This window comes from Lactobacillus sp. ESL0785 (assembly GCF_029395455.1).
GTDB lineage: Bacteria > Bacillota > Bacilli > Lactobacillales > Lactobacillaceae > Lactobacillus.
In genome coordinates, this window is sequence record NZ_CP113916.1 from 1553997 (window position 1) to 1567926 (window position 13930).

Annotated in this window: 7 protein-coding genes; 2 read left to right on the forward strand and 5 right to left on the reverse strand. The window is 36.6% G+C overall.

The genetic code is table 11. The features are described from left to right. Positions 1 to 306: 306 nt before the first annotated feature. From OZY43_RS07420 to OZY43_RS07440, 5 genes are all read right to left on the reverse strand, one after another. Complete coding sequence (locus tag OZY43_RS07420) at positions 307 to 6270, reverse strand: Rib/alpha-like domain-containing protein (RefSeq protein ID WP_277164558.1); 5964 nt, start codon at positions 6268 to 6270, stop codon at positions 307 to 309. 133 nt (positions 6271 to 6403) lie between these two features. Then, on the reverse strand, positions 6404 to 8581 hold the full coding sequence (locus OZY43_RS07425) for an SLAP domain-containing protein (protein ID WP_277164560.1): 2178 nt from the start codon (positions 8579 to 8581) through the stop codon (positions 6404 to 6406). 625 nt (positions 8582 to 9206) lie between these two features. Beyond that, positions 9207 to 11096, reverse strand: a complete 1890-nt coding sequence (locus OZY43_RS07430) for an SLAP domain-containing protein (protein ID WP_277164562.1) — start codon at positions 11094 to 11096, stop codon at positions 9207 to 9209. 505 nt (positions 11097 to 11601) lie between these two features. Next, positions 11602 to 11886 (reverse strand): DUF2922 domain-containing protein, encoded by a 285-nt coding sequence (locus OZY43_RS07435; RefSeq protein ID WP_277164564.1) that lies wholly within the window; start codon positions 11884 to 11886, stop codon positions 11602 to 11604. Positions 11887 to 11922: 36 nt separating this feature from the next. Continuing rightward, positions 11923 to 12147 carry a DUF1659 domain-containing protein gene (locus tag OZY43_RS07440; protein WP_277164566.1) on the reverse strand — a complete coding sequence of 75 codons (225 nt, stop codon included), beginning with the start codon at positions 12145 to 12147 and terminating at the stop codon, positions 11923 to 11925. A 252-nt stretch (positions 12148 to 12399) separates the two neighbouring features. Between OZY43_RS07440 and OZY43_RS07445 the strand changes: the two genes are divergently transcribed. Both OZY43_RS07445 and OZY43_RS07450 read left to right on the forward strand, forming a co-directional pair. Beyond that, complete coding sequence (locus OZY43_RS07445) at positions 12400 to 13275, forward strand: hypothetical protein (protein WP_277164568.1); 876 nt, start codon at positions 12400 to 12402, stop codon at positions 13273 to 13275. Between the two features lie 140 nt (positions 13276 to 13415). Further along, entirely contained in the window at positions 13416 to 13838 is a 423-nt protein-coding gene (locus OZY43_RS07450) for a hypothetical protein (protein ID WP_277164570.1), read from the forward strand. Positions 13839 to 13930: the final 92 nt, after the last annotated feature.

Sequence of the window (13930 nt, forward strand, 5' to 3'; positions counted from 1 at the left end):
TAATTAATCTTATATTTCACTTCAATAATAACTATTAGTAAAAAATAGTCAAGCGTTATCATATGATAAAATCATAGTTCTTGTTACTTAATATGTTATTTATTTTAAGTGGTAAAATTCTATCATTAATTTTATTTTTAACAAAATTTTGTTATAATTTTTGTTATTTTTATTACTTTGAAAATTATTTAATTATTTTGATACTTTTGATTGTTTTTTTACCGCTTACATGATGGCACTTTTTTAGTTAGCACAAAAAACGGCAACGACTGACTCGTTACCGTTTTAAAAAGTAATTAATTTATTTTAAAGTTCTGACAAAAATGGTAATTTACCATTCTCTAAAGCACCATAGAGGTCATTTAGAATTTGCTCTTTTGTACTTAACTTATCGATAATATCTACAAGACTATCCTGAATAGTTTGCGCCTGGGAATTAATTCCTGCAGCATCAAAGACCCTAGAAATTGCCTTCATATCGTTATAGATAGCTTTAATAGCCTCTAAGTTATCTGAAGCTATTGAAATACTATTATACGGCTTGCCAGTACTTGGATTTTTTTCATTAGCTGTTTTAGGTAATTGAGCAAATTCCGACATCATCTCTTGATACGTTGTAGCAACACTTGCAAAATCAGCTCCCGCTGAACTAGTAATAATTTTCCTAGCTGCACTAAATAACTTAGTAGCATCCGGATCCAACAATGTTGCAAGTCCACTGACCTGCTTAAGAGTCGGATCAGTACCAGTATAATTCTCTGAAGAAGTATACAGCTCTGTTAATTCTTTAACTTGATCACCAGTAAAGTTACCTTTAACCTGATCAATCACCTTGAATAAATTAGCAATATCTGGTTCTGCATTCTTTAAATCATCCAAGATGTCACTACCAAGATTATAAATTATATCAAATTTTTTTGCATAAAGTCCCATTGTGAAAATATCTACAGGGCTACCAGACAAATGTGGCAAGTCTTTTAATTGCAATACAAAAGAATTAAATTTTGTTTGGACATCCTGCGCTTGATCTGATGTTATATGAGATTGGATAGCTTCTAAAGCGGTAAAGATTTTTGACAAACTCGGACTCCAAGCTTTCATTAAGGCTGCAAGTATCTTTAATGAACTGTTATTTCCAGTATAATTCGTTATAGCTGTAAGTACATTATTAAGTCCTATACGCTTAACCGAATCTATACTGCTGCTAATTGTTGTCATAGCAGAAAAAATAGCCGTCAAATCAGAGTTTGCATCAATGTTAACTAAATCTTTAGCTACTGTAACTAAGCCATTATAAACTGAACTAAGCGGTGCTAACATCTCCCAGCCACTAGTCCATGTTGATGGTAAATTACCCATTTCTTGCAATAATTTATCAACATCTTTTTTGGCCGTTTTATGATCACCATCGGCCAGCTTACTACTTAGATCAACTAACTTATTATACAAGGCTGTCAATCCGGGTTTAGCAGCTATTGCGGCATCAGTAACATCCACAATCAAATTATCTTGGACATTAATTGTAATTGAAATATCTTTAGTCGAACCATCACTGTAAGTAACTGTTACTATTCCAGTTGTTAAGCCTGCTGAAGAAGTATCTACCGATGTCTTCCAAGCTGCTGTTGCATTATCAGGTAAATCTGTTACTGCTTTAAAAGCATCCACGATAGCTCGCCCTCTAGTAGCCGTTAGTGTGCCGTTTGATTGGACATTCGAAGTATCAGCTTGTGAAGCTACAACATTAACCAAGACGGTTATCTCCTTAGTCGAACCATCACCAAAGATAACTGTTACAACCGCTAATTGCGGACCAAGTTCACTAGTATTAACAGGATCCTTCCATTTTACCTTGGCACCATTGGGTAATGACGATAATCCTTTAGTAGCCTCTGCATCAGCTAAGATAACATTGTGTACAGCCGGGACTGTGCCCTGAGCAACTACATTTGAAGTATCAGCATCAGTTGTTCCTTGTGCAATAACATTAACTATAACAGGAATAGTTTTAATTGAATTATCACTAAATGTAATTTTAACTGTAGCAATTATTAGACCAAGTTGGGTAGTATCAACAGCAGTGATAAGTTCAACTTTTGCATCTGATGGCAAATCACTCAAACTACTCCTGATCATTTCATCACTAATAGTGCCACCTTTAGCAACTTCAATCGGTTTATTAGCTGTAACTGTTGATTTATCTGCTGCTGTAAGACGAGCTGTCACATTAACTAAGACAGGAACTTCTTTAGTCGAACCATCATTAAAAGCAACGATAATTATTGCTATTTGCGGGCCAACCTTACTCGTATCAACTGGCATTTTCCAAGCAGCACTTGCATCAGTAGGTAAGTTGTTTAATGCATCTGCGGCATTGCCAATACTTGTACCCTGTTCTACTTGAATTGAATCCTTAGCAGAAACAGTAGTTGTTTCAGCCTCGGTAGGCTTACTTGTAACTTCAACCAGTATAGTGATTTCTTTAGTTGAGTGATCCTTAAAAGCAACGATAACTATTGCTATTTGTGGGCCAACTTTACTCGTATCAACTGGCGTTTTCCAAGCAGCACTTGCATCAGCAGGTAAAGCTGTTACTGCATCTGCAGCGCTGCCAACACTTTCACCCTGTTTTACTTGAATTAAGCCATTATTCTTAGCTGTTACAGTAGATTGAGAAGCTTCAGTAGGAGCTGCTGCTGGTTTAATAACTTCAACTAAGACAGGAACTTCTTTAGTCGAACCATCCTTAAAAGTTACAATAACTATTGCTATTTGCGGACCAACTTGACGAGTGTCAACAGAATCCTCCCAAGCTGCTGTTGCTCCAGCAGGTAAAGCCGTCACTGCATCTGCAGCATTGCCAATCTCGCCACCTTGAACTATCTTAATTGTTCCCTTAGATGCTATATCAGATTGTTCTGCTTCAGTTGCATTATGATCAGGCGTCACAGGATGAGGAGCCGGATTAGCCTTTGCTGGCTTATCAAGATTATTCAACCATGCAAAAGTACCATTTTCTAAAGCTTCATAAATGGCATCTAACTCTTGCTGCTTACTTAAATCCATCTTCTGGTTAATGCCTTGCAGACTACTAATAATCTTAATTATTTGATCGTTAATTTCTTGTGTCGTATACGGCACAAGTATTTTTGCAACATCCTTATAAATTGATTCAACCGTATCAGGATTAGAACTAGCCCAATCAACAAAACTTAAGTATTGATCTTGGGTCATACCAACACTAGCTGGCATTTTATCAGTCTGTGTCATTAAATCCTGGAAAGCTGCATTAATATCTGTTAAATTAATACCTGCAGCAGCTGTATCAATTGCTGCAAATTCATCTTTAAGATCAAACAAATCTTGATGCAATAATTTTGCTAAGTCACGGATCTTAATTAGAGTATCATCGGAACCTGTATAATTTTCAACTTGATTGTTAAGATCTTCAAGGTTAATTAAATGATTACCCGTCAAACTATCTTTAATTGTCTTAAGACCACTAAAAAGATTACTCAGGTCTAATTTAGAATTCTTTAAGTCAGCTACAATTGCGCATGCATCATTATACATTGCAGTTAATATACTTGACCCACTAGTAATTGCATCAGTAAATGTTGCTGGCAAACTAGCTGTCTTAACTAAAAAGTCATTCACATTACTTACAATATTTTGATACTGTTTAGATGTCAGATCATTGTTTAACTGACTTAACGAATCCATAACTGTATCTAAACCAGGATGTAAAGCAGTCACTACATCCTTAAGCTTTAACATTGTCTCATTAGTACCTTGATAACTTTCAAAGACACCACAAAGATCATTAACTTGTTCAATTGTAGCTGAATTAGTATTAGTAACTACTGCTTGCAACCCATTCAAAAATGTTACTAGATCATTGTTAATCTTTTTCGTAACCAATATCTCAGCAATATCAACTAGCTTGTTATAAACAGGATTTACTGCATGAATACCTGCAGAGATACCAGGCCAACCAAGTGGAAATTTATGCGCATTAGTTAATGCATCTTGCAAATCGTGCTTAATTGCTTCCCAATCTGCAGCAATTAAATCATTATGCAAACTGTCCAAACTATTAACAATTGCCATCAATCCCGGTTTAAAAGTTGTAGCTAATTCTTTAGATTCAACAGTTACATTAGCCTTAACAAGAACAACAACTTTAATATCTTTCTTAGATTCATCATCGTAAGTTACAGTTACCACAGCGTTCTTTTTCCCAACAGTTTTCGTATCAACCGAATCTTTCCAAGCCGCAGTAGCACCAATTGGCAAAGCAGTAAGGGCATCTGCAGCTATTGCAGGATCACCCTTTTTGATTTCATACAAAGATTTAGCACTAACATCCGATGTATCGGCTTTAGAAGCTATAACATTAACAATAACATCTATTTCCTTAGTTGAGCCATCATGAAAGGTTACTTTAACGACAGCAAGCACAGGAGCAACTTGACTTGTGTCTACTTTACTCTGCCAAATTGCAGTTGCATTGGCTGGTAAACCAACTAAAGCAACCTTTGCTTGTTCATATTTAACACCTGTTCCACGTGCTACCTTAATTGGACTGCCAGCAGCAACTGAACTCATATCTGCTTCCGTTTTTCCATTAGCCTTAACATTAATTGCAATTGGGATTTCCTTAATCGAATGATCCTTAAAACTTACAACAACATAAGCAATTTGTATCCCAATTTTACTTGTATCAACAGTCTTCTTCCAAGCTGCACTTGCACCAGTAGGTAAAGTTGTAATTGCATTGGCTGCAGCCCCCACATCATTACCTTGAGTTATTTCAATATTGCCTTTTGCCGCAACTTTTGATTGACTAGCTTCTGTTGGCTTAGCCGCTGGCGCCTTAACATCTACTAAAACAGTAATTTCCTTAATCGAATGATCCTTAAAAGTCACAACTACTGTTGCCAGTTGCGGGCCAACTTTACTCGTATCAACTGGCGCTTTCCAAGCCGCATTTGCACCAGTAGGTAAAGCTGTGACTGCATTGGCTGCAGCACCCACATCATTACCTTGAGTTATTTCAATATTACCTTTTGCCGCAACTTTTGATTGACTAGCTTCTGTTGGTTTAGCTGCTGGCGCCTTAACGTTTACCAAAATTGGAATTTCTTTTGTTGATTTATCACGATAAGTTACGATTACTATCGCCAATTGACTTCCGGGTTTACTGGTATCAACTGGTGCTTTCCAAGCTGCACTTGCACCAGCAGGTAAAGCTGTCACTGCTTTTTCAGCTGATCCAACATCTTCTCCTTGGTTAACCTCTAAAGTACCACGTGAAGTAACATCTGAATGTGAAGCTTCAGTACCCGAAGTCCCACTTGAGCTATTAGGTACTGTCGTGCTTGAATTATTAGTTCCCGAAGAGGTCGAAGTGTTATCAGCTATGGAACCTGCAGAGCCATTCGTTCCTGATGAGCTCGAAGTGTTGTCAGCTGTGGAACCCGCAGAACCATTCGTTCCTGATGAAGTCGAATTGCTGTTAGAAGTGGAACCTGTTGAACCACTAGTTCCTGAAGTGGTGGGAGTACTGTTAGCTGTGGAACCTGTCGAGCTATTCGTTCCTGAGGTGGTGGAAGTACTGTTAGAAGTGAAACCTGTTGAACCACTAGTTCCTGAAGTGGTCGAAGTATTTGTACCACCATTAGTATCTGTATTCGCTTGATTTGATTCTCCAGGTAAAGTGACATCTGCTGCATCAACATACTTGCCGTTACCTAGATTATAGTACTTCTTACCTTTAATTGTTTTAGTGCCATAAACTATGACCTGCTTGCCTGTTTGCAAAACAGTCTTACCAACTTGTTCAGCTTTACTATTAAAGATATTACTTGACTGCTTAATAGTACCTATTTTAGCTTTAGTAACATACTTGGCAGCAAGATACCGCCCATGACCAATAGAATAATATTTCTTACCCTTAATGATCTTAGTACCATATAATTTAACTTTTTTGCCTTTTTTAATAGCCTTAGAAGCTAACTTCTTACCCTTTTTATTGCGAACAGACACCTTTTTATTAACTAAGCCATACTCAAACTTAATTGCCTTTTTGGTAACCTTGGCCAACACATTAGTTGACGAATTAGTATACGGTGTTGCTAGCAACCCAGTTATTGCACCACTAGCAGCAATAGTTGTTACTAACAAATTACGGGCCGTCTTATGTAGTCTCCCCTTTTTTAAAGATTTGCTGATGTCCTGCGCCAATCTTTGTTTACTTCGATAATTCATTTGTACTACCTCATAATGATATATTAATGCATTAATAAGTCTACCATTAAGATAGCGATTGCTATCTAATTATATAAAAAAGACAGTAACAACTATATCGCTACCGTCTTAATTTTCAAGTTTCAATAATTAATTATTTAAAATCTAAAATGCTTGCCCATTTAAATGTACCATTCTTAAGAGCATCATCAACTTTGCCAAGTTCATTATCTGAAACCTTATTGCTAATTGATTTCATATCTCCTAAAATGTCTTTAATATACGTATTAACATTTGCTTTAATAGCTGTGTTAGCAAGAGGCTTTGCTACAGTAATAAAGTCCTTATACATAGCCTTAATGGCTACTTTATTTTTATCTTCATTAGCCCAATCAATAATATTTCCTTCATATAAATTTGGATTAGATGCATTTTTAACATTCGTTAAGAAGTCTTCAAAGTTATCCTTAATTTTATCAACAGTAAATCCGTGTTGCTTAAGACTAAGTTTCATTAGATCTAATGAATTATTAATAGCCGTTAAATCATCATGTGACTCAGAAACTATATTACCCAATGCATCTAATGCAGGATCACTATTACCTGCAAGAGATCCTAACTTCTGATATAAAGTCTCAAGGTCTGCACTTGTACTATCAGCATTTTGAGCTAAGCTATCTGAACCTTTTAAAATACCTGCAATATCATCCTTGATGTCTTGATTATTAAGGGATTCAGATAGATCATAAAGGTCACCTAAGATCCTTTTCAGATAAGTTGAATCAGAACCTGGATCACCTTGTAAATGTTTAGCAGCGTCAATTATGTCACCAAACTTAGTAGCAAGTGTACCTTTAATAGTATTATTTGAATTATTTGGATCAACTTTAGCTAAATCTGCTTCTAAACTTACTGATGATTCATAAATTTGAGTGAAACCTGGTTTTTCTGCATTCCATACTTTCTGAGCAGCCAATGTTGTTGGATCATTACCTTTGTAATTTGCAAAGTATTGATCAATTATATTAAATTGATCCTTTTCTGCAGTTATCCCTTCATTTAATTCGTTCAAGCCTTCCAGCAGGTTAAGAATGTCTGTCTTAACACCGGTTCCCTTAAGAAGTGAGGCAATATGAGCCACATTCTTATAAACTGGTTTAATCTTAGTCATCATCTCAGTGCCGGTAGTCCAGTTATCAGGTAATGAACTAATTGTGTTTACAGCATCATTAATATTATCTACAACTGTACCATCAGTAGCAGCACTTGATGCAGTAAAGCCAGAATTAGTCAACAAATCTTTGACTGCATCACGTATAGTTGACATACCTTTTGAAATTTGTTCATTCTTAGCAATAGCTGTAGCTGCTTTTGTTACGTCTTCTTTTGAAGCTGGTGTTGAGCCATTAGATGGTGTAGAAGCTGAGCTTGAACCATTCGAAGCTGGTGTTGAGCCATTAGATGGTGTAGAAGCTGAACTTGAACCATTTGAAGCTGGTGTTGAGCCATTAGATGGTGTAGAAGCTGAGCTTGAACCATTCGAAGCTGGTGTTGAGCCATTAGATGGTGTAGAAGCTGAGCTTGAACCGTTTGAAGATGGAGTACTTGGACCAGTTGAGCCACCCGGAGTAGTATTGCCGCCAGTAGTGTTATTGCCACTTGGAGTATTAGTACCAGTTGAACTGTTTGAGCCATTTGAACCGTTTGATGTGTTCGAACTGTTTGAGCCGTTTGAACCTTCTGAACCATTGCTGGTTGGTGTTGAAACTGCTCCACTCGTAGTATTAGAAGCAAGTACATACTTGCCATTACCGATACTGTAGTACTTCTTACCTTTAATGGTCTTAGTACCATATACCTTAATCTTCTTGTTCTTATTAAAGGTCTTCTCGCCTACACGCTTACCTTTACTATTGAAAACATATGATGTCTTCTTAAAAGTAACCGTCTTAGCTAATTTTACGTTCTTGGCAGCGATGTACTTACCATGACCTAATGAGTAATATTTCTTACCCTTAATAGTCTTAGTACCGTAAACTTTAATGGTCTTACCCGTCTTAAAGTGGCCAGCTACCTTCTTACCCTTCTTGTTGTAAACTGATGATGATCTCTTAACTTCAGCTGCCTTCTTAACAGCTTTCTTAGCCTTCTTAGCAGCCACTACTACATTATTAGCACTTGGGTTAACATTTGAGACAAATGCTAAGCCGCCCAAAGCACTACCAGCAGCGATTGTAGTTACCAGTAAGTTACGAGCAGCTTTATGAAGCTTACCGTTTTTTAATGCTTTAGACACATCTTTTTGTAACTTTTTCTTAGAATTAAAATCCAATTTAGAGTCCTCCTAATTAAACTTATATATTACTTTAATAATACCCGCTTATTAAAAATTAATCAAGTAGTATTAGAGAGTTTTTGTTATTTAAAGCGTTACTTTTTGTTGCAACAAAAAGTAACGCTTTAAAGTCTTTTGCTAACAGGTGCAGTTATGCAGCATTAAGCTATTCAAGGCATTAGATGCACTTAAAGCTGAATTATCAAAGTTTAATCAACATTACAGCCCCATTTATTAAAGGATAACACTAACAGCAACTTTACTTACCAATCGATTACAGCAGTTTTATGAAGCTTACTGTTCTTTAGTGATCTGAATAGAACTTTTTGTAATTTTTTAAAAGCTTAAGTTTATATATTCATATAGAATTAACAATGATATTACTACACAAATATACATCATACCTGTTAATTTAAATTAATCAAGTCTATCCACTAAAAAACATTTATTTTCCAAAATAAAATAGTGTTTTTAAGCTGCTTATACGTGAATGATTTTTTATAATTTTTATTATGCTCACTAGCAAAATATCAAGATTACCATTTACCAAAGTCAAAATTTAGAACACAAAAAAAAGCGGAGGAAAATTCCTTCGCTTTTTCTATTTAATATTCAGAATTAACTAAAAGTTAGCAACCTTGATGTATTGCTTCTTACCAATTCTGTAGTAAGCTTGGCCATTCTTGAATGTGTATGAAGAACCGTAAGTAGTTACAGTTTGACCCTTCAAGTACTTCGTGTGACCAACACGCTTCTTGCTTGTCTTGTAAACATAAGCGTTGTGAGTCAAAGTACGGCTAGTACCATCGATGTTACCAACAAGAACATACTTGTTGTCACCGATCATGTAAGCTTCTTTACCGTTGTCAAGTTTAATCTTGTCACCGTAAACAGTTACATCAGTGTAAGCAGCAACATTAGCTGAAGCTGATTTACCAGTCTTGTCGTAAACCTTAGCTGCGTGCATAACAGTCTTAGTAACCTTGTTTTGAGGCTTGTAAGAACCATCGATGTACTTGGTTTCGATGAATTCGTTACCGTCCTTCTTGTTGATCCGAGTGTAGCTCTTACCATCAATAGTTACAGGAGCGCCGTAGTAAGCAACTTGAGTACCATCAGCAATAGATACACCATTTTCAGCAGTTACAGTGTTACCGTTGATTGTGTATACAGGAATGCTCATACCAGTTTCGTATTGAACAGTACTGTACTTAGCATCCTTAGCACCAACAGCTAACATGAAGGTAATCTTTGAAGTCAAACCAGCTGGGTTAGTTGCACTAACAACAACTGGGTACTTGCCGGCAACCTTGGTGTTAACCTTACTTGTATCAACTGTAGTTGCAATTGCAACATTAGTGCCATCATTAATCTTAGTAGTGAAAGCAGCTTGAATGTTCTTAATAATTGTGTCAGTTAATGGTGTGTTTACAGGTAAGTAGTTAAAACCAGCACCAGTAGTTGAGTTAAAGTCATAAGTTGAGCTGATTTCAACAGTATCATCGCCAGCCTTGTAAATTTGGTTACCATCTTTGTCTTTATCACCGATTAAACCAATTTGTGGGTAATCCTTGTTTGATGAAGCAATGGTGTGAACAGTAACTGGCAAAGTAGCAGTCTTACCGTTAGTTGCAATTGCATTAACCTTAACAACAAAGTCATTAGCAGGAGCAACAAAGTTACCCTTGTCGTCTACCTTAACATTAGCATCTTTCAATGCTGACTTGATAGAATTTTCAATTCCTTTAATAGAAACAGATGCAGCATTAGTACTTGAATCATCAACCTTTGCAACATATGCAGCATTGATCTTTGCAGCCAAGTCAGCAACTGTGTTAGCTGATTGAGTCAAGCTAACTTGACCAGATGTTACAGCTTGCTTTTCATTATTGCCGTAGAAGTAAGGGTTACCTTGCTTTGAAGCATCTGGAACAGTAAATGGGTCACTGGCAATGTTCTTAGCCTTCAAGTCATGACCATAAACACCATTACCATCTGAACCCTTATCACCGTTAAAGATGTACTTAGTAGTTGCTCCTACGCCATTAAGTACGACATTTTGAGCAACAGCAACATAAGTCTTACCAGCTTCAAGTTTAGCAACTGGCTTTGCGCCATCAGCAATGTTACCCTTATCATCACTTTCGTAGATATAAGCCATATCAACTTGGTTAGTTGAAGGGTTAACAGTACCAGTAACACTAGCAGTAACACCAGTAACGCCTGTACCTAATTGTGTTTCCAAGCTAGCTACAACAGCTGCTGCTGCATCACCATCTTTAAGAGCTGCTGCATTAGTTACGTTAACCTTAACAGTAACTTCTGATGCCTTACCATTATTAGTAACTGATCCGTTAGTAATTGGAATGCCTGCATTAGCAGGTGCATTAGTTGGGGTAGATGGTGCTTGGTTTGTAGCAGCTGAAACAGTTGCAACAGCACTTGCAGCAACTGGAGCAACAGCTAATAAAGCAGCTGCAGCAGCACTAACAATTCTATAATTTTTCTTCATGTGGTCTTCCTCCTTGTGTACATACAAAATCGTAATAGACTATAGGTTCAGTCGCATTGAGCCTACATTGTTACAACCCTCTTCGAGTCGGAATCATAAGTTTATAACTCTTATGAGGTAGCAGCTCCAACTGAAGAACGCGCATGCGTACAGGTTTGCGAACCTGAAGCATAGCTATTACTTACCACGCTTCATATTGTACTAACCTTTTGACTAAAATGCAAGGTGTTAAGCTATTTTACATACTTTTGTAATAAACGCTTTCACTAACTTTTTAAAAGTAAAAATTATAAAAATGTGATAAAGCCTTACATATCAAGAAAGTAGTGGATCTTTTTAATTAAAAAATTTAATTTATTGTCATCTTTGCCAGCTTATTTTACAAAATAATAACAAGATTATTTGAATTATGTCAGTTAAGTTATTAAAAAAGGGTATGCATCCCATTAATGCATACCCTTACCATTATTTGCGTTTAAACAGCTGCTTAATTACCCGAATTAATCTACCCAACTTGAGCAGGATTAGCAGGTTGCGTTGGCTTAGCTGCAGTATTCTCAGAATCATCAAGCAAATTAGTAACTGTCCGTTCAATATATGAAGCAGATTGAGGAACTTTATATAGCTCAACTCCCTCCTTGACGAAGACATCAGATGCCGCAATCATCGCCATTGCCGACTTAACACTAGCTGCATCTAAGTTGTCCTTTGCATCAGGCAGTGACAAGCTGCTGCGCTTGTTTGCACTATTTAAAAATACTAATTGTAATGTTTTTGTTGTTTTAGCCATTATTTCTTCTCCATTATCATAAATATCAAGTCGTTATTAGTTTTGCGTATCAGTCATTGGCAAGAGCTGCTTTTGTACTAAAGTGGCATCGTCCAAGTCATCCCCCTGCAGAGCAGCAAGTGCCTTACCAAAGTTAACTAATCCTGCAGTAGTTGCGTCCTTTTTAACGCCGCGAAAGATGCGAGACTTGCTACCTGTGGCGCCATATTTTTCATTCAAAAAGACATATTCAATTGATTGATCTACTAATTCTAAGTTCATAATGTTACCTTCCGTTGTGAATCAAATTTCGTTATTGTGTAATCGACCTGCGCGCTAGATGTCTTACACTATTACTAACGAATTGAAACTGAAAAATGTAACATTTTTATCAAAAAAATTTACACACTGAATAATTACCAACTAGCTATTATTTAGGGAGGCATTTTTTAATTAACGCATCCAAAAGTGGTCAAATAAGGGTTAAGCCATTATAATTAGAGTAACTACTAATAAGGAGGACAAAATCCTATTATGAAAAAAGCAACAATTTGGACAATTGTGGCTATCGCACTCGTCGCTCTTGGTGGCGGTGTCATCTATACCACGCAAAAGTCCAGTAATAATCAAGCTAATGCTGCCTACACTGAAGCAATGAATAACGGTCAAGATGCTGCAATTGACAAAGACTACGTTCGTGCCAGTCACGACTTTAATCAGGCTTTAGAAATTAAAAAGACAGCGCAAGCTGAGGCTGACAAAAAGCAAGCTGATAATATGCAAGCCGCAATCAGTGCTACTAAAGACGGCAAATATTCTACTGCTTTAAACGTAGCAACATCTGTCATTACTGAAAAAAATGGTTATTCTGTCTTAGCTAAACAAGGCCGCAAACTAAAAACCACCATTGCCAATGTTAAAGATAACTATGATCATGAACTTAAACCGCTTTTTGCTCAGGCACAAAAAGTCAAAAACAACGGCAGATACCCTGATGCTATTGCACAATACCAAAGAATTCTTGACCTGCCTTACATTAACGGCACGTATTACACCAAATACAAGACTAAAGCCAAAAAAGGCATTAAAACTTGTCAAAAATTAGCAAAAACAACTGATGCTGCAACTGCAGCTCAAGCCACTAAAGCTAGCGCCGCCCAAAAAGCTAAGGACGAAAATACTCACAATGCAGGCAAGGTTGGCGAAGGCGTGATGGGCGACCACACAGTTCATGGTAAAACTGTTACTGCCGAGCAAATTGCTGAATTACGCAAAAAGGTTAGCAGCTTAGGTTTTGATAGTAGTTCATGGAGTCCGCAAGACTTAATTGATCTATATCGCAAGTCTGGCCGTAACAATCCAACCGACATCACAAAAAAAGACATTCAAAATTACCTAAAGCCACAATAAATTATATGGTCAACACAACAACCAGTATTTGGGTAAAGATGGTCTTAAATAATTACTGCAATAGTTGCTTTTACCAGCTAAACTCGGTAAAATGACTATTGACTTTCACGTGTCCTATTTTTATTAAAGGAGTGTCCGCATTGACTGAAGAAGAAAATAACACTAAAGATACTGAACAAGAAAATGATGAACTTAAAGTTGTCATACCTGAAGCCAATTGGTCAACAATGCCACAAGAAGAATTTGCTGAGCAGCCTGACTACTTGCAGGTATTCACCGATTTTTACATTTCTCAATTCAATCAACGTGATCTAGAAATTATGGACTTGTACGATAATGATGCCAACATGGTTGATATCAACCATTACATCCTAGACAACATTAGTTTTTCACGTAAAGAATTGATTAGACATGCCTTGCAATATCACGCTAAGAATTTTCAAAGTTTAATTGATGAAATTACTAAGCAAGATAAGATTGAAGCAAGCAAAATGACGACATACAAGGATTGGGAAAATTGGTATGAAGATCGGCGTAATCACATCGACAATTCTTTATCATAATTTACTTGTACTATAGTTAAAAAAAGAACAAAATAGAAACTTAAAGAGAATGCCAACTTGACATTCTTTTTTACTTAAAAACAATACTATTT

What these genes read in the sequence shown, in the direction of transcription:
- OZY43_RS07445 (WP_277164568.1), top strand. Translation starts at nt 12,400, where the DNA reads ATGAAAAAAGCAACAATTTGGACAATTGTGGCTATCGCACTCGTCGCT.
- OZY43_RS07435 (WP_277164564.1), bottom strand. Translation starts at nt 11,886, where the DNA reads ATGGCTAAAACAACAAAAACATTACAATTAGTATTTTTAAATAGTGCA.
- OZY43_RS07440 (WP_277164566.1), bottom strand. Translation starts at nt 12,147, where the DNA reads ATGAACTTAGAATTAGTAGATCAATCAATTGAATATGTCTTTTTGAAT.
- OZY43_RS07420 (WP_277164558.1), bottom strand. Translation starts at nt 6,270, where the DNA reads ATGAATTATCGAAGTAAACAAAGATTGGCGCAGGACATCAGCAAATCT.
- OZY43_RS07430 (WP_277164562.1), bottom strand. Translation starts at nt 11,096, where the DNA reads ATGAAGAAAAATTATAGAATTGTTAGTGCTGCTGCAGCTGCTTTATTA.